Source organism: Pseudomonas sp. HR1, assembly GCF_030175875.1.
Taxonomy (GTDB): domain Bacteria; phylum Pseudomonadota; class Gammaproteobacteria; order Pseudomonadales; family Pseudomonadaceae; genus Chryseomonas; species Chryseomonas oryzihabitans.
Window position 1 is genome coordinate 188571 of the sequence record NZ_JASNRF010000003.1, and the last position, 23961, is coordinate 212531.

The window sequence follows — 23961 nt, forward strand, 5'->3', positions numbered from 1 at the left end:
AAGGAAAAAGGGGCGCAGCGGCCGGGCGCCGCAGGGAGTGGCACCCTACAACGACCTCGCGCCCCGCGCCACCCGTTGACATGGGACCCGCATCGGGACGAAGGAACTCCGCTGCCGGTTGGGTAGCCGATATACTGCACCTTTGCTCGGGTAAGGCGGTTCTATGGCGTTGTGGCGGTTGTTGCGTGATTTCTTCCTGCGCCAACGGCGTGCCTACGGGACTGCCATCCTCTGCCTGCTGGGTGTCGGCCTGCTCAACCTGACCCTGCCCTGGTGGATCGGCAAGGCCATCGACGCCCTGCGCGCCGGCGAGCTGGATCAGACCGGGCTGCTCTGGCGCGTCGCCCTGATCGTGGCGGTCGGCTGTGGCCTCTATGTGCTCCGCTATCAGTGGCGGGTGCGGCTGTTCGGCACCTCCTACCAGGTCGGGGTGGAATTGCGCGACGCCTTCTTCGCCAAGCTGGCGCGGCTGGATCCCGGGTTCTTCCAGTCCAGTCGCACCGGTGATCTGCTGGCCCGCGCCACCCAGGACATCGACGCCGTGGAGACGGCCGCCGGCGAAGGGGTGCTGGCCAGTTTCGACGGCATGCTGACCCTGCTGCTGGTGCTGCTGGCCATGTTCATCGGCATCGACGCGCCCCTGGCCGCCCTGGCGCTGTTGCCCTTTCCCTTCATGGCCTGGGGCTTCTATCGCGTGGCGCGGCGGGTGCAGCAGCGCTTCGGCCTGGCGCTGGCCGGCTTTTCCGCCCTCAACGACCGTACCCAGGAAGCCTTGAGCGGTCTGCGCATGCTGCGCCAGCACGCCCTGATCGAAGCCGAGCTGGACGACTTCGACGCCCGCGCCCGCAGCGTGGCCAAGGCCGACTACCAGGTGCAGCGCACCGAGGCGCGCTACGAGCCGATCATCTTCGTCGCCCTGAGTCTCGCCACCCTGCTGACCCTGGTCATGGGCAGCTGGCGCTATCTCGACGGCCATATCACCCTCGGCCAGCTAACCAGCTTCAGCCTCTATCTGGTGCAGCTGATCTGGCCGATGTTCGCCATTGGCTGGTGCTTCAACCTCTTGCAGCGTGGTGAGGCTGGAGCGCGTAGGCTGGAAGAGGTGTTCGCCGTCACCGAGCGCATCCGCGACGAGGGCACCCAGACGCCACCGGACCAGGCCGATCTGTCGGTCTACATCCCGGCCTTCACCTATCCCCAGGCGCGCCAGCCGGCCTTGCAGGACGTGGTCATCGACCTGCCCGCTGGCGATACCCTGGGCATCGTCGGCGCCACCGGCAGCGGCAAGAGCACCCTGCTGCGCCTGCTCTTGCGCCAATTCCCGCTGGAGCAGGGCTGCATCCGCCTGGGCGGGGTGCCGCTGGAGGAGTATCGCCTGGGCGATCTGCGCGCCCAGTTCGCCTATGTGCCCCAGGATCCCTTCCTGTTCGCCCGCACCCTGGGCGAGAACGTCGCCCTCAGTCGTCCCGACGCCACCGCCGGGGAGATCCGCGAAGCCCTGGACGCCGCTGCCTTCGGCACCGACCTGGCGGCCTTGCCGCAAGGCCTGGACACCCCGGTGGGCGAGCGCGGCCTGACCCTTTCCGGTGGCCAGCGCCAGCGGGTGGCCCTGGCCCGGGCGCTGCTCTCGCCGGCGCCCATCCTGCTGCTGGACGACACCCTTTCGGCGGTGGATACCGCCACCGAAGCCCGCCTGCTGAAGACGCTGGCCGGGCTGCAGGGGCGTACCACCCTGATCGTCAGCCACCGGCTCTCCGCCGTGCAGCAGGCCGACGAGATCATAGTGCTCGACCAGGGCAGCCTGGTGGAGCGGGGCCGGCACGCCGAGTTGCTCGCCGCGGGCGGGCTCTATGCCCGACTCTGGACGCTGCAGCAGGCGGAGGAGGCCAGCCAATGACCAAGACGCGCGTGCTCTCGCTGCTGCTCAAGCCGGTACTGGCCAATCCGCGCAAGCTGGCCGGCACCCTGGCGATCCTGGTCATGGCGACCCTGTTCGATGTCCTGGGACCCTGGCTGACCAAGCACTACCTGGACAACTACCTGGTGCCCCACGACCTGCGGCTCTGGCCGCTGGTGGGCCTGGTGGCGGCCTATGTGGTCTCCCAGGGCCTGGCCGCCTACGGTCGCTACCTGCAATCGCTCAGATTCGCCGAGATCGCCATGGACGTGGTGCTCCTGCAGCGGCGCCGGCTGTTCCGCCACGTGCTGAGCCTGCCGCAGAGCTTCCACGACCGCACCGCCACCGGCGAACTGGTGGCGCGGGTCACCAACGACACCGACGCCCTGCGTGAACTCTATGTGGCCTTTCTCGGCAACATGGTCGGCAACATCGTGCTGCTGATCGGCATCCTGGTAGCCATGGCCCTGCTCGACGTACGGCTGATGGCCATCGCCGTGCTGCTGATCCCGGCGGCCATGCTGATCGTCTGGGCCTATCAGCGATACAGCGGGGCGGCGGCCATGGAGGTCAGGATGCTGCGCGCCGAGCAGAGCGCCCGCCTGGGCGAGGCCATCGGCGGTATGGGCCTGTTGCAGGCCTTCAACCAGACCGAGCGCTTCCGCCAGGATTTCCAGCGGCTCAATCAGGCGCAGTACGGCGCCCGCATGCGCACCATCCGCGTCTCCGGGCTCCTGCTGCGTTCGGCCCTGGACCTGGTCAGCGTGGCGGTGCTGGCGGTGCTGCTGCTGGTCTACGGGATGGGCCATCTGCAGGGCGGCGCCGAGATTGGCGTGCTCTATGCCTTCGTCACCTACCTGGGGCGGGTGACCGAGCCGCTGATGGACATCACCCAGAGATTCAACCTGTTCCAGCAGGCCACGGTGGCCGGTACCCGCCTGCTGCACCTGCTGGAAGAGAAGCCGGCGCTGAGCGGCGAAGACGACCGGCCCATCGCGACCGCGCACTTCCACCTCGACGGGGTGCGCTTCCGCCATGCCGGCGCCGGGCACGACACCCTGCACGGCATCGATCTGGACATCCCTCCGGGCACCTTTCTCGGTATCGTCGGGCCCACCGGCAGCGGCAAGTCGACCCTGCTCGACCTGCTCGCCGGGCTGCAGCCGGTCACCGGCGGCCACCTCTGCCTTGACGGCCGCGAGCTAGGCAGCCTGACCCCGGAGGTGCTGGGCGCGGCCCTGGCCAGCGTGCCCCAGGAACCCTTCATCCGCTCCAGCAGCCTGAGGGACAACCTCTTGCTCGGCAGCCAGGTGCCGGACGCGCGACTGCGCGAAGCCCTGGCCGCCGCCCACTTGGACGACCTGGTGGCGCGTCTGCCGGAGGGCCTGGATACCCTGCTGGGCGAGCGTGGCTTCACCCTGTCCACCGGCGAGCGGCAGCTGCTGGCGCTGGCGCGGGCGCTCTTGCGCGAACCCAAGGTGCTCTTGCTCGACGAGGCCACCGCCAGCATCGACAGCGCCACCGAGGCACGGCTGCAGGGGGCGCTGGACGAGTTGCGCGGTCAGGTCACCCTGATCGTGGTGGCGCACCGGCTCTCCACCATCCGCCATGCCGATCGCATCCTGGTGCTGCGCGATGGGCGCAAGGTGGAGGAGGGCAGTCACGAGGCCTTGCTGCAGCGGCCTGACGGCCACTATCGGCGCCTGTGGGAGCAGCACGCCCAGGGGGAAAAGACGCTTTAGCGGGGGAAGCCGTTGTCATGCAGGGGTGTTAGGGTGTCAGCTATAGCAGTGCCCCAACAAGGAAACTTGCATGACCTCCGTACCCGAGGATTTCACCGTCGTTGCCACCGCCAGCGAGGCGGTGGACCGTCTCGCGGCGCTGCATCAGGAGGCCACCCAGGCCCTGGATGCCGCCCTCAAGCGCTATCTCAAGGATCGCGTCGAGCCCAGCGCTGCCGAACGCGAGTTGTTCCGCTATCCCGAGATCCGCATCCGCTATCGCGCCCCCGGCGTGCCGCCGGCCACCACCCGCGCCTACGCCAAGATCCAGCTGCCCGGCACCTATGTGGCCACCGTGACCCATCCGGCCGCCTTTCGCGGCTATCTGCTGGAACAGCTCGAACCGCTGATGCGCGACTATGACGTCCAGGTCGAGATCGGTCGCAGTCGCCAGGACATCCCCTATCCCTATGTGGTGGAGCAGGGCGACGAACTGGCCGGCAGTGGCGTGACCGCCGCCGAGCTGGCGCGGGTCTTTCCCAGCACCGATCTCTCCGCCGCCCACGACGACATCGCCGACGGCCACTACGACTGGGAGCGCATCGATCCGCTGCCATTGGCGCTGTTCGACGCCGCCCGTACCGACTTCTCGCTGCGTCGCATCGTCCACTACACCGGCAGCGACTGGCGCCACGTGCAGCCCTGGATCCTGCTGACCAACTACCATCGCTACGTCGACCAGTTCATCCAGCACGGCCTCGAACAGCTGCGCAGCGATCCGCGCTTCGAGCGCCTGGTGCTGCCGGGCAACGTCATCATCGAACGCGACATGGACCCGACCGAGGCCCAGGCGGTCATCGCCGCCATCGCCTGGCATCGCTTCCAGATGCCGGCCTACCACCTGATAGCCAGCGACGGCCATGGCGTCACCCTGGTCAACATCGGCGTCGGCCCGTCCAACGCCAAGAACATCACCGACCACCTGGCGGTGCTGCGTCCGCACTGCTGGCTGATGATCGGCCACTGTGGCGGCCTGCGGCAGTCGCAGACCATCGGCGACTATGTGCTGGCCCACGCCTACATGAGACGCGACGGCATCCTCGACCGCGTGGTGCCGCCGCACATCCCCATCCCGGCGCTGGCCGAGGTGCAGGTGGCGCTGCAGGAAGCCGCCGCCAGCGTCACCGGCGAACGCGGCGAGGCGCTCAAGCGCCGCCTGCGCACCGGCACCGTGCTGACCTACGACGACCGCAACTGGGAGCTGCGCTGGGCCCAGGAACGCCCGCTGATCAACCTGGCGCGCGCCGTGGCGGTGGACATGGAGAGCGGCACCATCGCCGCCCAGGGCTATCGCCTGCGGGTGCCCTACGGCACCCTGCTGTGCGTCTCCGACAAGCCCCTGCACAGCGAGATCAAGCTGCCGGGCTCGGCCAACGCCTTCTATGCCCGCGCGGTGAGCCAGCACCTGGCGATCGGCATCGCTGCCCTGGACCAGCTGCGCACTCAGCTCGACTCCCTGCACTCGCGTAAGCTGCGCAGCTTCGACGAGCCGCCGTTCCGGTAAGGGTTGGGGTTGGGCCTGTTGGGCTTCGCTGCGCTCAACCCAACCTACGAAGGCGATAAGACCCAGCTCGATTGGTCCAGAGTCGCGCGGATGGCCCCCTCTCCCTCTGGGAGAGGGCTGGGGTGAGGGCACGCCTCGGCACCGAAAGTCTCGGTGGAAAAGGCTGCGCCGTTTTCCACGCTACGGTGCTGACCAGGCCAGAGAGTCGTTCGGACGACCCCTTCTCCCCCTGGGAGAGAGCTGGGGTGAGGGCACGCTTCGGCACGGAAAGTCTCAGTGGAAAAGGCTGCGCCGTTTTCCGCGCTACGGTGCCATGGCCGCGATCGCCCAGCTCCACCGTCAAAGCCCGACGATGGCGCTATCCGGCCTCCTGATTACCCGCGGGGAAACCTCCTGTCATCGCCCCCCAGGAACATCTCGGCGCCCGCTCCGGTCGGTTGCAGGAGAGGGGTGAGTCCGTGCGCGTCACCGTTCGGTAAAGATCATGGATTTAACATTGATCTCTGAGGCGTCTGGCCCTAAAGTTCGCGCCCGAACGTCCATGCTGGAAACGATCCATCCGGCTCAAGTACCGACGACGAGACAGCGAGGTCAACGCCAGTACGCGTTGACCTTTTTGCTTTCGGCGATGTGCCTTGGGAAGTAGGCGAACCAAAGTGGGGAAACGGATTAGGCGTTCAGAACACCCCCTCCTTCAATTTGTTCTGCCCATCGGGAGTCCGACGCATGTCCATCAAGGTCGAAGATTACTATTCTCGCGAAACCTTCCAGAAGATGAAGGCCTTCGCCGACCAGCATGAAACCCCCTTCGTCGTCATCGACACCGCCACCATCGGCCGGGCCTATGACGATCTCGTTGGCAACTTCCCGTTCGCCAAGATCTATTATGCGGTCAAGGCCAACCCGGCCATCGAGATCACCGAGTTGCTGCGCGACAAGGGCTCGAATTTCGACATCGCCTCCATCTACGAGCTGGACAAGGTGTTGTCCACCGGGGTCGAGCCGGAGCGCATCAGCTACGGCAACACCATCAAGAAATCCAAGGACATCCGCTACTTCTACGAGAAGGGCGTGCGCATGTTCGCCACCGACTCCGAGGCCGACCTGCGCAACATCGCCAAGGCCGCCCCGGGCTCGCGCATCTATGTGCGGATCCTCACCGAAGGCTCCAACTCCGCCGACTGGCCGCTGTCGCGCAAGTTCGGCTGCCAGCCCGACATGGCCCTGGACCTGCTGATCCTGGCCCGCCAGCTGGGCCTGGAGCCCTACGGCATCTCCTTCCACGTCGGCAGCCAGCAGCGCGACATCGACGTCTGGGACGCCGCCATCGCCAAGGTCAAGGTGATCTTCGAGCGCCTCAAGGAAGAAGACGGCATCACCCTGAAGATGATCAACATGGGCGGTGGCTTCCCGGCCAACTACATCCAGCGCACCAACAGCCTGGAGACCTATGCCGAGGAGATCATCCGCTTCCTCAAGGAAGACTTCGGCGACGAACTGCCGGAAATCATCCTGGAGCCGGGTCGTTCGCTGATCTCCAACGCCGGCATCCTGGTCAGCGAAGTGGTGCTGGTGGCGCGCAAGTCGCGTACCGCCGTCGAGCGCTGGGTCTACACCGACGTGGGCAAGTTCTCCGGCCTGATCGAAACCATGGACGAATCCATCAAGTTCCCGATCTGGACCGAGAAGAAGGGCGAGATGGAAGAAGTCGTCATCGCCGGGCCGACCTGCGACAGCGCCGACATCATGTACGAACACTACAAGTACGGCCTGCCGCTGAACCTGGCCAGCGGTGACCGCCTGTACTGGCTGTCCACCGGTGCCTACACCACCAGCTACAGCGCGGTGGAATTCAACGGCTTCCCGCCGCTGAAGGCCTTCTACCTCTAAGGTCTTCCCGCGGTAGTCGAGCCCGCGTCCCATCAGGGACGCGGGCTTTTTCATGCCTGTGGAAAAGCCCTGTGTCAGGCGGTTTTCCGGATTGTTAAGAATAATTTACATTCGCTATGGATTTGATAATCGTTTGCAAATAGAATCGCGCCGCATTCACATAAGGAGGCGGCCCGCCATCATGTCCAAGGAAATGTCCTCGCTGTCCCAGCGCCGTTTGCTGGTTTCTACCTTCAGTGTCGCCGTCGCTTCGCTGTCCCTCGGGACTCAGGCCCAGGACGCCAAGGAGCCGGTGACCCGATTGGAAAGTCTGACCATCGAAGGTCAGGCGCAGCAGGAAGGCTTCAAGGCCGAGCAGTCCGCCTCGCGCAAGTACACCGCGCCCCTGCTGGACACCCCCCAGACCGTCACCGTGGTGCCGGCGCAGGTCATCCAGGACCAGCAGGCCCTGAGTCTGAGATCGGTGCTGTCCAACGTGTCCGGCATCACCTTCAACGCCGGCGAGGGCGGTGGTGGCTCCGGCGACAGCATCAATATCCGCGGCTTCAGCGCCAACTCGAACATCCAGATCGATGGCCTGCGCGACAGCACCCAGACCAACCGCACCGACACCTTCAACCTGGAGTCGGTCGAGGTCATCAAGGGCCCCAACTCGGTGTTCGGCGGCGCCGGCACCACCGGTGGCTCCATCAACCTGATCAGCAAGAAGCCCCAGGAGCGCCAGTTCACCCGCATCGGCGCGGGCCTGGGCACCGACAGCTATCGCCGCCTGACCCTGGACACCAACCAGCCGTTGCAGGGCGTGGGTACCGACAGCGCCTTCCGCCTGAATCTGATGGCTCACGAGAACGACGTGCCCGGCCGCGACCAGATCGATCGCGAGCGCTGGGGCATCGCGCCGTCGCTGGCCCTGGGCCTGTCGGACGACACCCGCCTGACCCTTAGCTACTTCCATCAGACCGACAACAACCAGCCCGACTACGGGGTGCCGGCGCTCAACGGCAAGCGCCTGGGCGGGGTGGATCGCGATGCCTATTTCGGCTTCAAGAACATCGACAAGGAAGACATCAACAACAATGTCTTCACCGTGGAGCTGGAGCACCGCTTCAACGACAACCTGAGTCTGCAGAACCTGACCCGCTACAGCCGCATCGAGCGCGACGTGGTGATCTCGGCGTCCCACGTCAACCTGGGTGGCGTGGCCGCGGGTCGCTATCGCCCGGCCGGTCCCCAGGGCTATGGCCGCGACGTGACCTCGGAGATGTGGATCAACCAGACCAACCTGACCGGCAATGTCGATACCTTCGGCCTGGGTCATTCCTTCGTGCTGGGCGCCGAGTTCTCCCGCGAGGACTACGACCGCGACACCTACAGCTATGGCCTGACCTTCCCGGCCGCCGGCTATTCCCTGGCCGCGCCGCCGGAGCGCTACGACGGCGCGACCGACAAGCAGACCTCGGCCATCGCCAACAACGTGCTGACCGACAAGGCGCTCTATGCCTTCGACACCATTGCCCTCAACGACTACTGGGATCTGAACCTGGGCCTGCGCTACGACTGGTTCGACGGCGACAGCGACACCACCCCGGTCGCCAACGGCGTGCGCGGCGCCAAGACCAAGCTGAGTTCCGATGACGCCAAGTTGAGCGGGCGCGCCGGCCTGGTGTTCAAGCCGGCTCCGAACGGCCGGGTCTACGTGGCCTATGGCACCTCCTTCAATCCCTCGGCGGAAAGCCTGACCTCCACCGGCGCCGGGCTGAGCGCGGCCAACCAGGATCTGGGTCCGGAAAAGAACAAGACCTGGGAGCTGGGCACCAAGTGGGAATTCCTCGACAAGCGCCTGGAGCTGGACGGCGCGCTGTTCCGCGTCGAGAAGAGCAATGCGCGGGAAACCCTGGCCGACGGCAGCACCGCCCTGGCCGGCAAGCAGCGCGTGCAGGGCATCGAGCTGGGCGCCACCGGACGGATCACCCCGCAGTGGAACGTCTACGCCAACTTCACCTTCCTCGACAGCGAGACGCTCAAGGCCGCCGACACCCTGGACGGCCGCAATCGTGAAGGCCAGGCGCTGGCCAACACCCCGCCGCGTTCGCTCAATCTCTGGACCACCTATGAACTGCCGGCCGGCTGGCGGATGGGCTATGGCGCCCGCTACGTCAGCGAGCGCAACGTCACCTCCAGCAACGACGGCGCCAAGCTCGACGACTACTGGCTGCACAACGCCATGGTCGGCTATCGCGTCAATCGCAACGTCGACCTGCAACTCAACGTCAACAACGTCTTCGACAAGGACTATGTGGAGCGGGTGCGCTCGCAACTGGGGGTGAGCACCCGGTCGTCGGCCATCGAATACGGCGATGCCCGTTCCGCCATCCTGACCGCGACCTACAGCTTCTGAGGTCGCCTGCAGCAACCGAAGCCCTGCCTGCGCAGGGCTTTCGGCGTTAGAGGGGAATCACCATGATGATCAGCGTTCCGGGCGTGCTGACGCCCGAGCAGGTAAGGGAATGCCGGGAGCGGCTGGAGGCGGCCGCCTGGGCCGATGGCCGGCACACGGCCGGTTTTCAGTCGGCCATGGCCAAGGACAATCTGCAGCTGCCGGCGGACGAGCCGGCGGCGCGCGCGGTGGGCGAGCTGATCCAGCAGGCGCTGGCACGGCATCCGCTGTTCGTCGCCGCGGCGCTGCCGGCACGGGTGTTTCCGCCGCTGTTCAATCGCTACCAGGGCGGCCAGTCCTTTGGCCTGCACGTGGACAATGCCCTGCGGCCGCTACCGGATGGCAGCGGCTACCTGCGCACCGATCTGTCGGCCACGCTGTTCTTCTCCGAGCCGGACGAATACGACGGTGGCGAGCTGGTGGTGGAAGACACCTATGGCGCCCACAGCGTCAAGCTGGCGGCGGGCGATCTGATCCTCTATCCGGCCAGCAGCCTGCACCGGGTGCTGCCGGTCACCCGCGGTACCCGGCTGTGTTCCTTTTTCTGGATCCAGAGCCTGGTGCGCGATGCCGGCCAGCGCGGCCAGCTGTTCGAACTCGACCAGGGTATCCAGCGGGCGGCGGCCGAGCTGGGGCAGGGCCACGAGGCCTGCCTGCAGCTGACCGGTGTCTATCACAACCTCCTGCGGCTGTGGGCCCAGCCCTGATCCGCGCGAGTCTGTTCCAGCTGCACAGCCTGCTCGGGCTGGCGGCGGGGCTGGTGCTGGTGGTGCTGGGGGTGACGGGGGCGCTCTACAGCTTTCAGCTGGAGTTGCTGGAACTGCTCAATCCGCCGCCGACCGCCGCGACGCCGGACCAGCGTCCGCTGACACTGCCGGAAGTGCGGCAGCGCCTCGTGCCGCCGGACCGGGAGCTGAGCTTCGTCTCCAGCATGGCGGGGGAGGGCTACGGCCTGCTCGGCCTGGCGCCGGCGAGCGGCCAGGGCCGTGGCGAGGTGCTGCTGTTCGATCGCTACACCGGCGAGGTGCTGAAGGCGCCGCGCGGCCAGGGATTCTTTCGCCTGGTCCTGGACCTGCACCGCTCCCTGGCCCTGGGACCGGTAGGCAAGGCCCTGACCGGCGCCGCCACCCTGATCCTGCTGGTGCTCTGCCTGTCCGGCCTCTATCTGCGCTGGCCGCGCCAGATAAGGCGCTGGCGCACCTGGCTGACCCTCGACTGGGCGCGTCGGGGGCGGAGTTTCTACTGGGATCTGCACGCCGTGGCGGGCACCTGGTGCCTGCTGCTCTATCTGCTGGCGGCCATGACCGGTCTGTACTGGTCCTATGACTGGTATCGCCAGGCCAGCGAGCGATTGCTGGGGGCGGCGCCGGAGCCCCGGATCAGCGGCGTGGTGGCGCGCCAGGACGTGGACCTGGATGCGCTCTGGCAGAGCTTTCGGCAGGAAACCGGCGGACAGGTCGAGGGCTATGGCCTGCTGCTGCCCAATCCGGCGCGCAAGGTCAGTCAGCCGACCCTCTGGTACCTGCCCGACGAGGCCGAGCATGTCCGTGCCCTCAATCGGATCGTCTTCGATGGCGCGGGACGGGTGCTCGATCACCGCCGCTACAGCGAACAGCCGCTCGGCGCTCGGCTGCTGCTCAGCGTCTATGCGCTGCATTCGGGCGAGTATTTCGGCCTGGCGGGACGGGTAGCCCTGGCGCTCGCCAGCCTGGCCATGCCGCTGTTCATGGTGACTGGCCTCTGGCTCTATCTGGACCGCCGCCGCAAGCGTCGCCAGGCGCACCAGGCCCGGCGCGGCCTGCTGCCGGCCACGCCGGGCGCCGCCGACTGGCTGATCGGCTATGCCAGCCAGAGCGGCCAGGGCGAGGCGCTGGCCTGGCAGGCCGCCGGCCAGTTGCAGGCGGCGGGACTCAGCGCCGAAGTGGTCGCACTCGGACGGCTTTCGGTCGAGCGCCTGCAGCAGGCTACCCAGGCGCTGTTCGTCGTCGCCACCCACGGCGACGGCGAGGCACCGGACGCCGCCCGTGGCTTCGAACGACGGATGCTGACCCAGACCGCGCTGCCGAATCTGAACTTTGGGGTGCTGGCCCTGGGCGACCGCCGCTACCCGGCCTATTGCGCCTTCGCCGGGCGGCTGGATGCCTGGCTCACCGGGCAGGGCGCTCGGTCGCTGTTCGCTCCGGTGGAGGTGGACAATGGCGACGCTCGGGCGCTCGCGCTCTGGCAGGGTCGACTCCAGGCCCTGGGCGCCGTGGCCATCGAGCCAGCGGTCGAGCGGCCACTGCAGGCCTGGCCGCTGCTAGCGGTGCAGCCGCTCAATGCCGGCAGCCCCGGTGGAGCCGTCTTCGAGCTGCAGCTGTTGCCGCCGCCCGAGAGCAGTTGGGCACCCGGCGATATCCTCGAAATTGCGCCGCGCCAGGGCGCCGAGCGCGTGGCGGCCTGGTTGTCGCCCCTGGGGCTGGCCGCGGATAGCGTGGTGGTGGGCGACGGCGTCAGCCAGACCCTCGCCGCGGCCCTGGACACCCGCCTGCTGCCGGAAGACCAGGCCGCGCTGGCGGGCCTGGACCCCCAGGCGCTACTCGACGCTCTGCTACCGCTCGCCGTGCGCCAGTACTCCATCGCCTCGCTGCCCGACGAAGGTGCGCTGCGATTGCTGGTGCGCCAGCACCGTAAGGCGGACGGTCGCCTGGGCATCGCTTCCGGCTGGCTGACCTCAGGGCTGCGGCCGGGCGCTCAGGTGCAGGCGCGACTCCGCGCCCATCCGGGCTTCAGACCGCCGCTGGACCAGCGCCCGCTGATCCTGATCGCTGCCGGGACCGGACTGGCCGGGGTGCGCCCGCTGTTGGCTGCCCGTATCGCCGCCGGGTACCGGCGCAACTGGCTACTGTTCGGCGAACGCACGGCGGCCCACGACGATTTCTATGGGGCGGAGCTGGATGCCTGGCAGGCGCGGGGTGAACTGGAACGGCTGGACCGGGTGTTCTCGCGGGACGGCGATGGCTATGTGCAGGACCGCCTGCGAGCGCAACAGGAACTGCTGCTGGACTGGCTGGCGGCGGATGCCGTGATCATGGTCTGCGGCAGCCTGCCGGGCCTGGGGCGCAGCATCCAGGCCACCCTGGCGGCGCTGCTCGGCGAGGCCGAGGTCCAGCGGCTGATCGACGAACAACGCTACCGTCGCGACCTCTACTAGGCCTAGGCCCGGGCGATGCACCAGACGCCAGCGCCGATCAGCACCACGCCGGCCAGCTTGCCGAGGGTGACCGGATCCTGGCGAAAGCCGGCCCAGCCGAAGTGATCCAGGCTCAGCGACATGGCCAGCTGTCCGGCGATCACCAGCGCCATGAACAGGGTGGCGCCGATGCGCGGACCGGCGAAGGCGGCCATGGCGATAAAGAACATGCCCAGCAGGCCGCCGCACCAGTGCCACCAGTGTAGGTCGCGCAGGACACCCAGGGTAGGGACGCCACGCTGCCAGAGGGTCAGGCCCAGCAGGGCGACGAGACCGACCATGAAGGAAATGGACGCCGCGGCGAAGACGCTGCCGAGGTGCCGGGCGAGTTGACCGTTGATGCCGGCCTGCAGCGGCAGGCCGGCACCGGCGATGAAGGGCAGGACGAGCAGCCACCAGACGGGCATCGACAGGACTCCAGGAAAAAAGGGGCGCGCAGTATGCCCCAGTGGGTGGGCGAAGCGGTCGAACCGGCGACCTCCGGTCGGGCTCCAAGCTCTATCGAATTCCGGAGCGACCGTAATGACGCCACGGGTGGAAAAGCCTCTGCCGATCCGCGAGGAGCCGGGCCTGCAACGCTGGATCTGGCGCTGCGAGCGGCTGGGCTGGGTGCTGCTGGGCCTGTTTGTCGCCCTGGCCCTGGCCGGCCTGTTCGCCAGCGGCGGGCCCTGGGCCACGGCGACCCGGGTCAGCGCGGATGGCCAGCTCAGTGTCGAATACGAGCGCTTCCAGCGCCGCGGTGCGCCTACGACCCTGACCCTGGAACTGGCACCCGGGCTCGACCGCATCGGCCTGGATGAGCGCCTGGTGGCCGACTGGACGGTGGAAGCCCTCTATCCCCAGCCGCTGCGCATGACCAGCAGCGACGGGGTACTCTGGCTCGATCTGGCGCCGGGAACGGGGTCGAGTCGACTGCACCTCGCCTTGCGCCCGGACCGCCTGGGCACCGTCGACTGGCGCATTCTGCGACCCGGCCAGCCACCGCTGGCACTCTCCGCCTTCATCTATTTCTAGGGAATTGCCATGGAATCCGTCCTGCGCGCCGCCGCCCTCTACGCCTTTCTGCTGGTGCTGTTTCGCATCACCGGACGGCGGGCGCTGTCGGAGATCACCACCTTCGATTTCGTCCTGTTGCTGGTGATCGGCGAGGCGACCCAGCAGGCGCTGCTGGGGGATGATTTTTCGGTGATCAATGCCTTCGTGGTGATCGCCACCCTGGTGCTGATCGACATCCTGCTGTCGCTGTTCAAGGAAAGTTCGCCCCGGGTCGGGCGCTTTCTCGACGGGGTGCCGCTGATCGTGGTGGAGTACGGCAAGCCGCTGACGGAGCGACTGCGCAAGGCCCGCCTCACCGAGGAAGACATCCTCGAGGCGGCGCGGCAGAGTCAGGGGCTGGAACGGCTGGAGCAGATCCGCTTCGCGGTGCTGGAAAAGAATGGCCAGATCTCGGTGATACCCGAGCCGGGAGAAAAGTGAACGGACGTGAAAGCAGGAAGGGCAGGATGAGCCTGCCCTTCGTCATGGCCTGGATCAGGCCGGATTACTGCTGGCCGCCACCGCCGCTGTTCTGACCGCCCTTGCGGCCGGCCTCGGACGCCTTCTCGCGGTCATTGGCGAAGTTGCCGCCACTGTTCTCGCCGCCCTTGCGGCCGGCTTCGGCGGCGCGCTCGGGGTCATTGGCGAAGTTGCCACCACTGTTCTGTCCGCCCTTGCTGCCCGCCTCGGCGGCGCGCTCGGGATCGTTGGCGAAGTTGCCCCCGCTGTTCTGCCCACCTTTGCTGCCGGCTTCGGCGGCCTTTTCGCGATCGTTGGCGAAGTTGCCGGGATTGGAGTTGTTGGTGCTCATCGTGAATTCCTCTTGATCGTGGGACGAAGGAGCCGGGTCCACCCGGACGTGGCTCCGCTACAAGGAGGGAAGCGCCTAGCGGCTACCACCCTTGCGTCCGGCTTCGGAGGCTTTCTCGCGATCGTTGGCAAAGTTGCCCCCGCTGTTCTGGCCGCCCTTGCGCCCGGCCTCGGCAGCCTTCTCGCGATCATTGGCGAAGTTGCCGGGATTGGAGTTCGAATTCTTGGTGGTCATGGTCGCTCTACCTCTGGTGGGAATGTAGTGCAGAACACATTGCCTGCCCTGGTATTGAGGAGCGGACGCGGCGAGGTTTCCCGGCCAGGGGATGGGTGGTCGCAGGCCATGGGCCACTACCAGGTCTGTATCTAAATTCGGCCGAGGCGCTGTCCAACCTTGCCGCTGGGTTGGACGGAGCAGAGACGCTGTGCGAACTGGAAAAGCCTGGACGCAGCGGCGCCGCTGCGTCCAATACCTGTGGCTCTTACCTTGTACGACGGGTGGCGGCGGGTCTAGAAGCCGTCGATGGGAATTTTCAGGTAACGACGGCCATTCGCCTCGGCCGGCGGCAGGGTGCCGGCGCGGATGTTTACCTGGATCGCCGGCAGGATCAGCGTTGGCATGGACAGGGTGGCATCACGGCGGGTGCGCAGGGCGACGAAGGCATCCTCGTCCACGCCATCGCGGACATGGACGTTGAGGGCGCGCTCTTCACCCACGGTGGTCTCGTGGCGCGCTTCGCGGCCGGCGGGCGGATAGTCGTGGCACAGATAGAGGCGCGTGGCCTCGGGCAGGGTCAGCAGCCGGCGGATCGAACGATAGAGGTCGCGAGCGCTGCCGCCGGGGAAGTCGCAGCGCGCCGAGCCGACATCGGGCATGAACAGGGTGTCGCCGACGAAGACATGCTCCTCTTCCACCTGGTAGGCCATGTCGGCCGGAGTGTGGCCGGGCACGTGCAAGGCGCGGGCGGTCAGGGCGCCGATGTGGAAGACCTCGTCGGGCTGGAACAGGTGATCGAACTGGGAGCCGTCGAGGCGGAATTCCGGCTCCAAGTTGAAGACGTCCTTGAAGGCGCCCTGGACCCGGCGGATGCCCTCGCCGATGGCGATGCGCCCGCCCAGTTGCCGCCGCAGATAGGGCGCGGCGGAGAGGTGGTCGGCGTGGGCATGGGTCTCCAGCAGCCACTCCACCGTCAGCCCCTGATCGCGCACGAAGCGGGCGACGCGATCCGCCGACAGGGTGGCAGTGCGGCCCGAATGCGGATCGTAGTCCAGCACCGAATCGACGATGGCGCAGCGACTGCCGGGGGCTTCGTAGATCACATAGGTGAAGGTGGACGTGGTGGCGTCGAAGAAGGGTTCGATGCGCGGAGTCATGACCGGGCCTCGTCAAGCTGTGGGATGTCCCACCTTACCACGGGGCTCCGCCGCTCCGCGGCGTGCCTCGTCGCCGCAGTCCCTAAGGAGTACCGCAGACCGTTCGTCGCCCGGCGACGGAATTGCAACGGATGCAACAGGATGTTTCGATACCTCCGAGGTAACGTTCGCCGGTCAATCGCCGCTGCATCGAGGTCAAGCGTGTCTACATCCGGATCCCTGGCCAAGTCGGCGGCGCGGCCCCTGCGATTCGCCCTCGTCGGTGCTGCGGCCACTGGAGTACACATGGCCGTCGCTGCCCTGCTGTTGGGGAGGTGGAGTTGGCCAGCCTATCTCGCCAACCTGGGCGCCTTTCTGGTCGCTTTCGGCGTTTCCTATCTGGGTCATCGCTATCTGACCTTCGCCCGTGCCGGCTCGCCGTGGCGCTTCCTGCTGCTGGCGCTGGCCGGCTTCGGCCTCAACAACCTGCTGCTGACCGGCTTGCTCGCCTGCGGTGTGCCGGCCCTCTATGCGCTCCTTGCCGCCACCGCCCTGGTGCCGGTGTTCAGCTATCTGCTGTCGTCCCTGTGGGTGTTCCGATGAGCGATGCCGTGAAGCTTTCCCTGGTGGTGCCGGTCTTCAACGAAGAGCTGGCTATCGCGCTCTTTTACCAGGCGGTCTGCATCCATCCCGAGCTGTCGCGGCACGATCTGGAGCTGTTGTTCGTCGACGATGGCAGCCGCGACGGCAGCGCCCGAGTGCTGGAGCGCCTGCAACGAGAAGATCCGCGCGTGGTGCTGCTGCAGCTGTCGCGCAATTTCGGCAAGGAGGCGGCGCTGTTCGCCGGCATCGAGCACGCCACGGGTGACGTGGTGATACCGCTGGACGTGGATCTGCAGGACCCTCTGGACGTCATCCCGCGGTTGCTCGAACAGTGGCAGCAGGGCGCCGACGTGGTGCTGGCCAAGCGCGTCAATCGCAGCAGCGACAGCCCGCTCAAGCGGCTGACCGCCGAGGGCTTCTATCGCCTGCACAATCGCATCGCGCAGACGCCCATCGAAGAGAACGTCGGCGATTTCCGGCTGATGAGTCGCGAGGTGGTGGACGCCATTCGCGAACTGCCCGAACGCAACCTGTTCATGAAGGGCATTCTCTCCTGGGTGGGTTTCGACACCCGGGTGGTGGAATATGAGCGCGCGCCGCGCAGTGCCGGCTCGAGCAAGTTCAACGGCTGGAAACTGTGGAACCTGGCGCTGGAGGGCTTCACATCCTTCAGCACCGTGCCGCTGCGACTCTGGACCTACTTGGGTGGTTTCGTCGCCCTGGTGTCCCTGGCCTACGCCGGCTATCTGATCTTCGAGAAACTGGCCTTTGGCAACCGGGTACCCGGCTATCCCTCGTTGATGACCGCCATCCTGTTCTTTGGTGGCGTCCAACTGATCGGCATCGGTGTACTGGGTGAATACATCGGTCGCATCTATATCGAGACCAAGCGGCGACCGCGTTATGTGCTCAAGCGCGGGGCAAAGCGCGATGCCTAGTACCGGGCCTGTTGCATCTCCTTCAAGCGACTCAGGGTGCGGCGGAAGGGGAATTCCAGAAAGCCGCGGGTGTACAGCTGATCCAGGGGCACGGCGGCGTCCAGGTAGAGCGGGCGGCGGCGATCGTAGGCTTCGTCGACCAGGGCGATGAAGCGGCGCACGGCGTCGTCCTGGGGCGCCAGGCGGGGCAGTTCGCGGTCGCCGGCCAGGACCCGCGTCGCGCCGTCTTCGGTGCCGCGGGCGATGCGGCCCGCACGGGGATCGCCGGACAGGCAGGGCACGCCGCTCAGCAACAGGGCGGGGAAGCGGGTGCAGAGATCCATGTAGTCGGTGGTGGCCCAGGCGCCCTGGCAGAGCACGGCGAAATCCAGCCAGATCGCGCTGGAGGCCCGCTGCACCACGGGCAGCGGGCGCTCGCCGAGGATCAGGGGCGCGGTCGTCACGGCTTCCCCCGCGGTGAGGCGGGCAAAGGTCGTGGCGAGGGCGGTGGGATCGTCCACCCAGAAGCGCGGTTCGGCTTGGCCTTGGTGCAGGCGGTGGTCCTGGCCGCCGTCCACCTCCAGCACGTCCAGGTGTGCCTGCAGCGCGGCGATGGCGGGCAGCAGGCGCTCGCGATTGAAGCCGCCGGCATAGAGCTGCTCCGGCGGCTGGTTGGAGGTGACCACCAGCACCAGACCCTGGTCCAGCAGGGCGCGCAGCAGGCCGCCCACCAGGATGGCGTCGCCGATGTCGCTGACGAAGAGTTCGTCGAAGCACAGCACCCGCACCTCGGCGGCCAGCTCCCGGGCCAGCAGCTGCAGGGGATCGCGGGTGCCGGCAAGCTGGAACTGACGCTGGTGCACCCAACGCATGAAGTGGTGGAAGTGCTGCCGGCGGGCGGGCACCGGCAGGCTGGCGTGGAACAGATCCAGCAGCCAGGTCTTGCCACGGCCGACCGGCCCCCAGAGATAGAGACCGCGCGCCGGTTGGTCCGCCAGCAGCGCCGCGTGGCAGGCCTCCAGGCGCAGGGCGGCGGCCTCCTGGGCGGCATCGGGCAGGCGATCGCCTTGGGCCAGGGCGTGGTGGTAGGCGGCGAGGGGGGAGGGTGCGGTGGTCATGGTCGCCACTCTAGCCTCCGTGTTGACGCCAGACCATGCCCCGGCGGAATGACGTGAGTCCTTTATAGCGTTTGAAGGCAAGCGGCCGCGGTTCGATAGTGCGAGACGATCCCTGCCGGACGCTTCCGGCACCTCTTTTCGTCCTGCCTGGAGCCCTGTCATGGCCGCCGATTCGACCCTGCACCTCGCCCACTGCCTCGCCTCCGTGGGCGTCTCCGAGATCCTCAAGATCACCGAGCGCGCCAATGCCCTGCGCCGCCAGGGCGCCGATCTGCTGGTGCTGGGGGCGGGCGAGCCGGACTTCGATACCCCGGAGCACATCAAGGAGGCGGCGATCCAGGCCATCCGCGCCGGCCAGACCAAATACACGGTGCTCGACGGCAGCCCGGCTCTCAAGGAGGCCATTCGCCGCAAGTTCGCCCGGGAGAACGACCTGGTGTTCGCCCAGGACGAGGTGACCGCCTCGGCCGGGGCCAAGCAGGTGATCTTCAACGCCATGATGGCGACCCTGGACCCGGGCGACGAGGTGATCATCCCCGCGCCCTTCTGGGTGACCTATGCCGACATCGTCACCATCCTCGGCGGCACGCCGGTGGTGCTGCCGTGCCGTGAGGAGGATGGCTTCCGCCTGACCGCCGAGGCCCTGGAAGCGGCCATCACCCCGCGCACCCGCTGGGTGATGCTCAACTCGCCCTCCAACCCCTCCGGGGCGGCCTATGGCGAGGAACACTATCGCCCGCTGCTGGAGGTGCTGCTGCGCCATCCGCAGGTCTGGCTGATGGTCGACGACATGTACGAGCACATCCTCTACGACGGCTTTCTCTTCGTCACTCCGGCCGCGCTGGAGCCACGGCTGCGCGAGCGGACCCTAACCATCAACGGCGTCTCCAAGGCCTATGCCATGACCGGTTGGCGCCTGGGCTATGCCGGCGGACCCAAGGCGCTGATCCAGGCCATGGCCAGTGTGCAGAGCCAGGTGACCTCCTGCCCCTGCTCGGTCAGCCAGGCCGCGGCCATCGCCGCCCTGGATGGGCCGCAGGACATCGTGCGCGAGCGCTGCGAGCTGTTTCGCCAGCGGCGGGATCTGGTGGTGGACGCGCTGAACGCGGTGCCGGGCCTGTCGGCGCGGCGGCCCGAGGGGGCCTTCTATGTCTATGCCAGTTGCGCGGGGGTTTTGGGTCGGCGGACGCCGGGCGGGGAGCTGATCGACAGCGATACGGCCTTTGCCCGCTACCTCATGGACGAGGGCGGGGTGGCGGTGGTGCCAGGCTCGGCCTTTGGCCTGGCGCCTTACTTCCGGGTTTCCTACGCCACCTCGCACGAGGTGCTGGAGGAAGCCTGCCGCCGGATCGCCGAAGCGACCCGGCGGCTGCTGGCCTGATCAGCCGGCCGGCGGTGCCGGGGGTGCCGGCGGTTGGGCGCCCGGGGCGACCGGCTGGACGCCGGGGGGCGGGGGCGGCGGCAGACGACCGGGACCGCGGGGTGCCGGCGGGGTATCCAGGGTCTGCAGCGAGTTGGCATCGGCGCCGAGGGCGCTGACCCGGAAGGCACGGCCCTGGGCATTGGCCATCAGCTCGCCGCGGACGGCTACGGTCTGACCGGGCTTGAGCAGCGCTTGCAGGCGCAGGGCTTCATGGGGCGGCAGGCGCAGGGCGGTACCGTCCTGCAGCAGGGCGCCGTTCACGTCGCCACGGGGACCGTGCAGCAACTGGACGATCTGGCCCTGGAGGCTGTCGCCATCGCGCTCGGTGCCCGGTGCCGGGGGGGCCGGCGGACGGCGACCAGCCACGCGATCGGGGCCTTCGTCGGTGACCGTCTTGCCGGTCTGGACGTTGGTCAGGGACACCGCCTGGACCAGCGGCAGGCTGGCGGCGCGCAGGCCGGCGACGTTGATGCTGTCACCCGGCTTGAAGGTGGCGGCCAGTTGCTCGGACAGGTGCGGCGGGGTGTTGACCTCGGTGCCGTCGGCCAGGATCAGGCCGTCGATATCGCCACGGGGATTGAGCAGGAACTGCTTGAGCTGGCCCTGCTGGGTAGGGATCTGGGCGCTGGCCGCGGTGGTGGAGGCGGCGCTGCCGGCGGGTGCGGTTTGTGCCAGGACGAGGCCGCTGACGGACAGCAGGGCGAAGGTCCCGATCACGAGGGTTTGGGTCTTGGTAGGCATGGATGACTCCTGCGGTGGTTGACGATCAGGATATTGCAGGGCCTGTGCCAACTTTTATTTTCTATATAAATCAATACTTTGCGATTTATTGGGACCGTCCGAGCCAGGCATTGCGTCCGGTTGGCGGACAGGCCTGTCGGCAAAGCGGACAGCCTAAGAGCCTGTCCAAAGTCTGCTGCGCGTCGGCCAAACGGCGTTGAAAATGGCTTCGGAATGCTCATTTACCACTCGTAAACTCCGCTTCCTCAGTCATTTTCGCCTTGTTTGTCTCTAGCTCGCGAGACTTTGAATAGGCTCTAAGCGGGACTGTCGTCTGCGCCGACACCCAGGCCCAGCCGACTCAGCTTGGTGTAGAGCAGCTGGCGATGGATGCCCAGGCGGCGGGCCGCTTCGGCGCGATTGCCGCCGCTGCGCTGCAGGGCGCGCTCGATCAGCAGGCGTTCCAGGCGTGCGGTGGCTTCGGCCAGGGTCTCCTCGGGCCAGCTGGCGTCGATGGCCACCTCATCCGGGGTCTCGCTCTGCAGGAAGGCCAGGTCGGTGGCGACGATGCGCTCGCCCTGGGCCAGGGTCGCGGCGCGCTGGATGGCGTTGCGCAATTCGCGAACGTTGCCCGGCCAGGGGTGGCGCAAGAGCAGGGCGGCAGCATCGTCCGCCAGGACGCGGCCGCTGGGGGCGAGGAAGTGTTCGGCCAGCGGCAGGATATCGGCCCGCCGCTCGCGCAGCGCCGGCAGGTGGATGGGTACCACGTGCAGGCGATAGAAGAGGTCCTCGCGGAAGTCGCCGCTGGCGACCCGCTGGGCCAGGTCGCGGTGGGTGGCCGCTACCAGACGCACGTCCAGGCGCACCGGCGCGCCACCCACCGGCGTCACCTCGCGTTCCTGCAGGGCGCGCAGGATCTTGGCCTGCATCGGCAGCGGCATGTCGCCGATCTCGTCGAGAAAGAGGGTGCCGCCCTGGGCTTCGCGAAAGGCGCCGAGGCGATTGGCGGTGGCCCCGCTGAAGGCGCCGCGCACATGGCCGAAGAGTTCGCTTTCCAGCAGATCCGGCGGGATGGCCGCACAGTTGACCGCGACGAAGGGCGCCCCGCGTCTTTTGCCATGCTCGTGGATGGCCCGGGCCACCAGTTCCTTGCCGGTGCCGGTCTCGCCGGTGACCAGCACCGTGGCCTCGCTGTCCACCAGGCGGCCGATGGTCTTCTGCACCTGGCGCAGGGCGTCGCTGCCGCCCACCAGGGTATGGCCCTCGACCGCCGCCGGTGGCGCGCTGGCCGGACCGCGCTGGGCGGTCATGCCGGCCAGTACCCGGATCAGCTCGTCACGGCCGATGGGCTTGGTGAGATGATCGAAGGCGCCCAGGCGCATGGCCTCGATGGTGTTGCCGGCACTGGCGAAGGCGGTCAGCACAGTGACCGCGGGCGGCTCGGGGAGGGCGCGGATGCGCGCCAGCACCTCCAGGCCATCCAGCCCGGGCATGCGCAGGTCGAGCAGCACGGCGTCCACCGCCTCCTGCGTCAGGAGCTGCAAGCCCGCTTCACCCCCGTCGGCCTGCAGCACCCGGTAGCCCTGGTCCGCGGCGGTTTCCGCCAGGGCGTCGCGCAGACCGGCGTCGTCATCGATGATCAGCAGGGTTGGCATGGCAGGAGGATCTCGAAGCGCGTGGGAAGGGAGGGATCGATCAGTCGCGCCTCGCCGCCGTGGGCGCGGGCGGTCTCGCGGACCAGGGCCAGGCCCAGGCCGGTGCCCTCCGGGCGACCGGTGACGAAGGGCTCGAAGAGCTGGGCGCGCAACTCGGCAGGCGGCCCCTGGCCTTCGTCTTCCACCGCCAGCACCAGCCAGTCGCCGCGCCGGCTGGCATCGAGACGGATCTCGCTGTCTGCCGGGGCGGCCTGGAGGGCGTTGAGCAGCAGGTTGTCCAGGGCGCGGGCCAGGGCGTCGCGATCGAACCAGCCCTCATCGACGGCCACCCGGGCGGTCAGGCGGATGCCGCGCTGGGCGGCCTGGTCTTCGTGTCCGGCCAGCACCTCGCGGCAAAAGGCCGGCAGCGCGATGACAGTGGGTTGCAGGTGCAGCGGCTGGGTGAGGTCGAGCAGGCGGCGCAACAGGCGGTCCAGCCGGGTGACCTGGGTGAGGATGGCGTCCAGCGCCTTCTGCTGCCGGCCGCTGTCGCCGGCCAGGGCGTTCTCGGCCTTGAGGCGCATGGCGGCCAGGGGGTTGCGGATCTCGTGGGCGACCCCGGCGGCCACCCGACCGAGGGCGGCCAGCCGTTCACTGGCGTGGACCTGGGTGGTCAGTCGCTGGGCCTCGTCCCGGGCCTGGGTCAGGCGCTGCCCGGCCTGGTTGAGCGCCGCCAGCACCCGGTCCAGCTCGCGTTCGCCAGTCAGGGCGAGGGTGGGCAGGTCATGGCTGGCATTGGCGCCCAGATCGCGCTCGACCCGCGCGACATGGCGCGACCACTGCCAGGTGAGTCGGCCGAGCAGCAGGGTGGCGGCGAGCATGGCCAGCAGCAGCAGGCCCAGGCCCAGTTTCAGCTGGCGCTGCCCGCTGCCCTCGGCGAAGGTCAGGCGAGTCAGGGTCCAGGCGGCGAGATCGGCAATGGGCCCGGACAGCGGGCAGGCGGCCACCAGCACCGTGGCGCCGTCCGCGCTGAAGCTGTCGCTCAGGCTGCGTGCCTCGGCCAGGGTTGCGGCGGAGAGATCGGCCAGGTGCTGGCGTTCGGCAGCGGTCAGGGGGAAGGGACTGGCATCGGCCAGCAGTCCCGCCTGTTCCTGCCAGAGGCCGCCGGCCATGCCGCGATAACGCAGCAGGGCGACACTGGCCACGCCGCCGAGACTGCGCTGCAGCGCCGGGTCGGCGAGGCCCGCGGTAGGGCCGGACCAGCCATTGCTGTAGAAGCGATAGCTGCTGGCGATGGCCTGGCAGGCCTGCTCGGCTTCCACCGTGGCCTGGCCGAGCTGGGCGCTTTCCGACTGGCGCAAGAGCAGGATCATCAGCCAGCCGACCCCGACGGCCATGCCGCCGAGCATCAGCAGCAGGGCAATCAGACGACTGCGCAGCGATCCGAACATGGGCTTTCTCTTCCAGGCCTTGGCCTGGATAGAGTGCCACACCCGTGTGGAGTTCGAGTGCCAGGGCGGGTGGCTCATCTCAGCCACAGACGTACAAGCCAGACCCCGGGCGCGCTGGCTAGCCTGGGCTTCCTTCTCGCAGCCTGGCAGGTGCCC

General features: G+C 67.9%; 19 protein-coding genes and 1 pseudogene. 12 read left to right on the forward strand and 8 right to left on the reverse strand.

All coding sequences use genetic code 11. The annotated features are described in order from the left end of the window. The first annotated feature begins 163 nt into the window (after nucleotides 1-163). The 7 genes from QKY98_RS12320 to QKY98_RS12350 all read left to right on the forward strand — a co-directional run bounded on the left by QKY98_RS12320 (nucleotide 164) and on the right by QKY98_RS12350 (nucleotide 12702). Nucleotides 164-1897 (forward strand): ABC transporter ATP-binding protein, encoded by a 1734-nt coding sequence (locus QKY98_RS12320; RefSeq protein WP_027597182.1) that lies wholly within the window; start codon nucleotides 164-166, stop codon nucleotides 1895-1897. Then, complete coding sequence (locus QKY98_RS12325; protein WP_181084203.1) at nucleotides 1894-3639, forward strand: ABC transporter ATP-binding protein; 1746 nt, start codon at nucleotides 1894-1896, stop codon at nucleotides 3637-3639. The genes QKY98_RS12320 and QKY98_RS12325 overlap by 4 nt, the downstream gene beginning before the upstream one ends. 70 nt (nucleotides 3640-3709) lie before the next feature. Further along, entirely contained in the window at nucleotides 3710-5182 is a 1473-nt protein-coding gene (gene amn / locus QKY98_RS12330; protein WP_042136257.1) for an AMP nucleosidase, read from the forward strand. A 726-nt stretch (nucleotides 5183-5908) separates the two neighbouring features. Continuing rightward, complete coding sequence (locus QKY98_RS12335) at nucleotides 5909-7072, forward strand: type III PLP-dependent enzyme (protein ID WP_027597179.1); 1164 nt, start codon at nucleotides 5909-5911, stop codon at nucleotides 7070-7072. A gap of 181 nt (nucleotides 7073-7253) precedes the next feature. Continuing rightward, nucleotides 7254-9470 carry a TonB-dependent receptor gene (locus QKY98_RS12340; protein ID WP_150338232.1) on the forward strand — a complete coding sequence of 739 codons (2217 nt, stop codon included), beginning with the start codon at nucleotides 7254-7256 and terminating at the stop codon, nucleotides 9468-9470. A gap of 62 nt (nucleotides 9471-9532) precedes the next feature. Then, nucleotides 9533-10216: a Fe2+-dependent dioxygenase gene (locus QKY98_RS12345; RefSeq protein ID WP_044343107.1), complete on the forward strand. Its 684-nt coding sequence runs from the start codon at nucleotides 9533-9535 to the stop codon at nucleotides 10214-10216. After that, nucleotides 10216-12702, forward strand: a complete 2487-nt coding sequence (locus QKY98_RS12350) for a PepSY domain-containing protein (protein ID WP_284671180.1) — start codon at nucleotides 10216-10218, stop codon at nucleotides 12700-12702. The genes QKY98_RS12345 and QKY98_RS12350 overlap by 1 nt, the downstream gene beginning before the upstream one ends. A gap of 2 nt (nucleotides 12703-12704) precedes the next feature. Here the strand turns inward: QKY98_RS12350 and QKY98_RS12355 are convergent, their stop codons facing one another. Then, a complete protein-coding gene (locus tag QKY98_RS12355; protein WP_284671181.1) occupies nucleotides 12705-13154 on the reverse strand; it encodes a DMT family transporter in 450 nt (149 codons plus the stop codon). A 109-nt stretch (nucleotides 13155-13263) separates the two neighbouring features. Between QKY98_RS12355 and QKY98_RS12360 the strand changes: the two genes are divergently transcribed. Next, entirely contained in the window at nucleotides 13264-13755 is a 492-nt protein-coding gene (locus QKY98_RS12360; RefSeq protein ID WP_284671191.1) for a hypothetical protein, read from the forward strand. 9 nt (nucleotides 13756-13764) lie between these two features. Further along, entirely contained in the window at nucleotides 13765-14217 is a 453-nt protein-coding gene (locus tag QKY98_RS12365; RefSeq protein ID WP_284670993.1) for a DUF421 domain-containing protein, read from the forward strand. A gap of 64 nt (nucleotides 14218-14281) precedes the next feature. Here the strand turns inward: QKY98_RS12365 and QKY98_RS12370 are convergent, their stop codons facing one another. The 3 genes and pseudogenes from QKY98_RS12370 to QKY98_RS12380 all read right to left on the reverse strand — a co-directional run bounded on the left by QKY98_RS12370 (nucleotide 14282) and on the right by QKY98_RS12380 (nucleotide 15960). Continuing rightward, the gene (locus QKY98_RS12370) at nucleotides 14282-14587 is read right to left on the reverse strand and encodes a con-10 family general stress protein (RefSeq protein ID WP_007159629.1); all 306 of its coding nucleotides are present in this window, start codon (nucleotides 14585-14587) and stop codon (nucleotides 14282-14284) included. A 75-nt stretch (nucleotides 14588-14662) separates the two neighbouring features. After that, a pseudogene (locus QKY98_RS12375) lies at nucleotides 14663-14794 on the reverse strand (con-10 family general stress protein); the annotation flags it as partial. Between the two features lie 302 nt (nucleotides 14795-15096). After that, a complete protein-coding gene (locus QKY98_RS12380) occupies nucleotides 15097-15960 on the reverse strand; it encodes an MBL fold metallo-hydrolase (protein ID WP_027602500.1) in 864 nt (287 codons plus the stop codon). Between the two features lie 141 nt (nucleotides 15961-16101). Here QKY98_RS12380 and QKY98_RS12385 point away from each other — a divergent pair, with 141 nt between their 5' ends. Beyond that, nucleotides 16102-16542, forward strand: a complete 441-nt coding sequence (locus tag QKY98_RS12385; RefSeq protein ID WP_284670994.1) for a GtrA family protein — start codon at nucleotides 16102-16104, stop codon at nucleotides 16540-16542. A gap of 8 nt (nucleotides 16543-16550) precedes the next feature. Continuing rightward, entirely contained in the window at nucleotides 16551-17480 is a 930-nt protein-coding gene (locus tag QKY98_RS12390) for a glycosyltransferase family 2 protein (RefSeq protein ID WP_284671182.1), read from the forward strand. Here QKY98_RS12390 and zapE read toward each other — a convergent pair. Beyond that, nucleotides 17477-18577 (reverse strand): cell division protein ZapE, encoded by a 1101-nt coding sequence (zapE, locus tag QKY98_RS12395; protein WP_284670995.1) that lies wholly within the window; start codon nucleotides 18575-18577, stop codon nucleotides 17477-17479. The genes QKY98_RS12390 and zapE overlap by 4 nt on opposite strands. A 160-nt stretch (nucleotides 18578-18737) precedes the next feature. Between zapE and QKY98_RS12400 the strand changes: the two genes are divergently transcribed. Further along, nucleotides 18738-19958 carry a pyridoxal phosphate-dependent aminotransferase gene (locus tag QKY98_RS12400; RefSeq protein WP_284670996.1) on the forward strand — a complete coding sequence of 407 codons (1221 nt, stop codon included), beginning with the start codon at nucleotides 18738-18740 and terminating at the stop codon, nucleotides 19956-19958. Here the strand turns inward: QKY98_RS12400 and QKY98_RS12405 are convergent, their stop codons facing one another. From QKY98_RS12405 to QKY98_RS12415, 3 genes are all read right to left on the reverse strand, one after another. Beyond that, nucleotides 19959-20741, reverse strand: a complete 783-nt coding sequence (locus tag QKY98_RS12405; protein WP_284670997.1) for a hypothetical protein — start codon at nucleotides 20739-20741, stop codon at nucleotides 19959-19961. A 296-nt stretch (nucleotides 20742-21037) separates the two neighbouring features. After that, nucleotides 21038-22375, reverse strand: coding sequence for a sigma-54-dependent transcriptional regulator (locus tag QKY98_RS12410; protein WP_284670998.1), 1338 nt, complete (start codon nucleotides 22373-22375; stop codon nucleotides 21038-21040). Further along, a complete protein-coding gene (locus tag QKY98_RS12415; protein WP_144947031.1) occupies nucleotides 22360-23805 on the reverse strand; it encodes a sensor histidine kinase in 1446 nt (481 codons plus the stop codon). The genes QKY98_RS12410 and QKY98_RS12415 overlap by 16 nt, the downstream gene beginning before the upstream one ends. Nucleotides 23806-23961: the final 156 nt, after the last annotated feature.

What these genes read in the sequence shown, in the direction of transcription:
- QKY98_RS12320 (WP_027597182.1), top strand. Translation starts at nt 164, where the DNA reads ATGGCGTTGTGGCGGTTGTTGCGTGATTTCTTCCTGCGCCAACGGCGT.
- QKY98_RS12325 (WP_181084203.1), top strand. Translation starts at nt 1,894, where the DNA reads ATGACCAAGACGCGCGTGCTCTCGCTGCTGCTCAAGCCGGTACTGGCC.
- amn (WP_042136257.1), top strand. Translation starts at nt 3,710, where the DNA reads ATGACCTCCGTACCCGAGGATTTCACCGTCGTTGCCACCGCCAGCGAG.
- QKY98_RS12335 (WP_027597179.1), top strand. Translation starts at nt 5,909, where the DNA reads ATGTCCATCAAGGTCGAAGATTACTATTCTCGCGAAACCTTCCAGAAG.
- QKY98_RS12340 (WP_150338232.1), top strand. Translation starts at nt 7,254, where the DNA reads ATGTCCAAGGAAATGTCCTCGCTGTCCCAGCGCCGTTTGCTGGTTTCT.
- QKY98_RS12345 (WP_044343107.1), top strand. Translation starts at nt 9,533, where the DNA reads ATGATGATCAGCGTTCCGGGCGTGCTGACGCCCGAGCAGGTAAGGGAA.
- QKY98_RS12360 (WP_284671191.1), top strand. Translation starts at nt 13,264, where the DNA reads ATGACGCCACGGGTGGAAAAGCCTCTGCCGATCCGCGAGGAGCCGGGC.
- QKY98_RS12365 (WP_284670993.1), top strand. Translation starts at nt 13,765, where the DNA reads ATGGAATCCGTCCTGCGCGCCGCCGCCCTCTACGCCTTTCTGCTGGTG.
- QKY98_RS12370 (WP_007159629.1), bottom strand. Translation starts at nt 14,587, where the DNA reads ATGAGCACCAACAACTCCAATCCCGGCAACTTCGCCAACGATCGCGAA.
- QKY98_RS12380 (WP_027602500.1), bottom strand. Translation starts at nt 15,960, where the DNA reads ATGACTCCGCGCATCGAACCCTTCTTCGACGCCACCACGTCCACCTTC.
- QKY98_RS12385 (WP_284670994.1), top strand. Translation starts at nt 16,102, where the DNA reads ATGTTTCGATACCTCCGAGGTAACGTTCGCCGGTCAATCGCCGCTGCA.
- zapE (WP_284670995.1), bottom strand. Translation starts at nt 18,577, where the DNA reads ATGACCACCGCACCCTCCCCCCTCGCCGCCTACCACCACGCCCTGGCC.
- QKY98_RS12400 (WP_284670996.1), top strand. Translation starts at nt 18,738, where the DNA reads ATGGCCGCCGATTCGACCCTGCACCTCGCCCACTGCCTCGCCTCCGTG.
- QKY98_RS12405 (WP_284670997.1), bottom strand. Translation starts at nt 20,741, where the DNA reads ATGCCTACCAAGACCCAAACCCTCGTGATCGGGACCTTCGCCCTGCTG.
- QKY98_RS12410 (WP_284670998.1), bottom strand. Translation starts at nt 22,375, where the DNA reads ATGCCAACCCTGCTGATCATCGATGACGACGCCGGTCTGCGCGACGCC.
- QKY98_RS12415 (WP_144947031.1), bottom strand. Translation starts at nt 23,805, where the DNA reads ATGTTCGGATCGCTGCGCAGTCGTCTGATTGCCCTGCTGCTGATGCTC.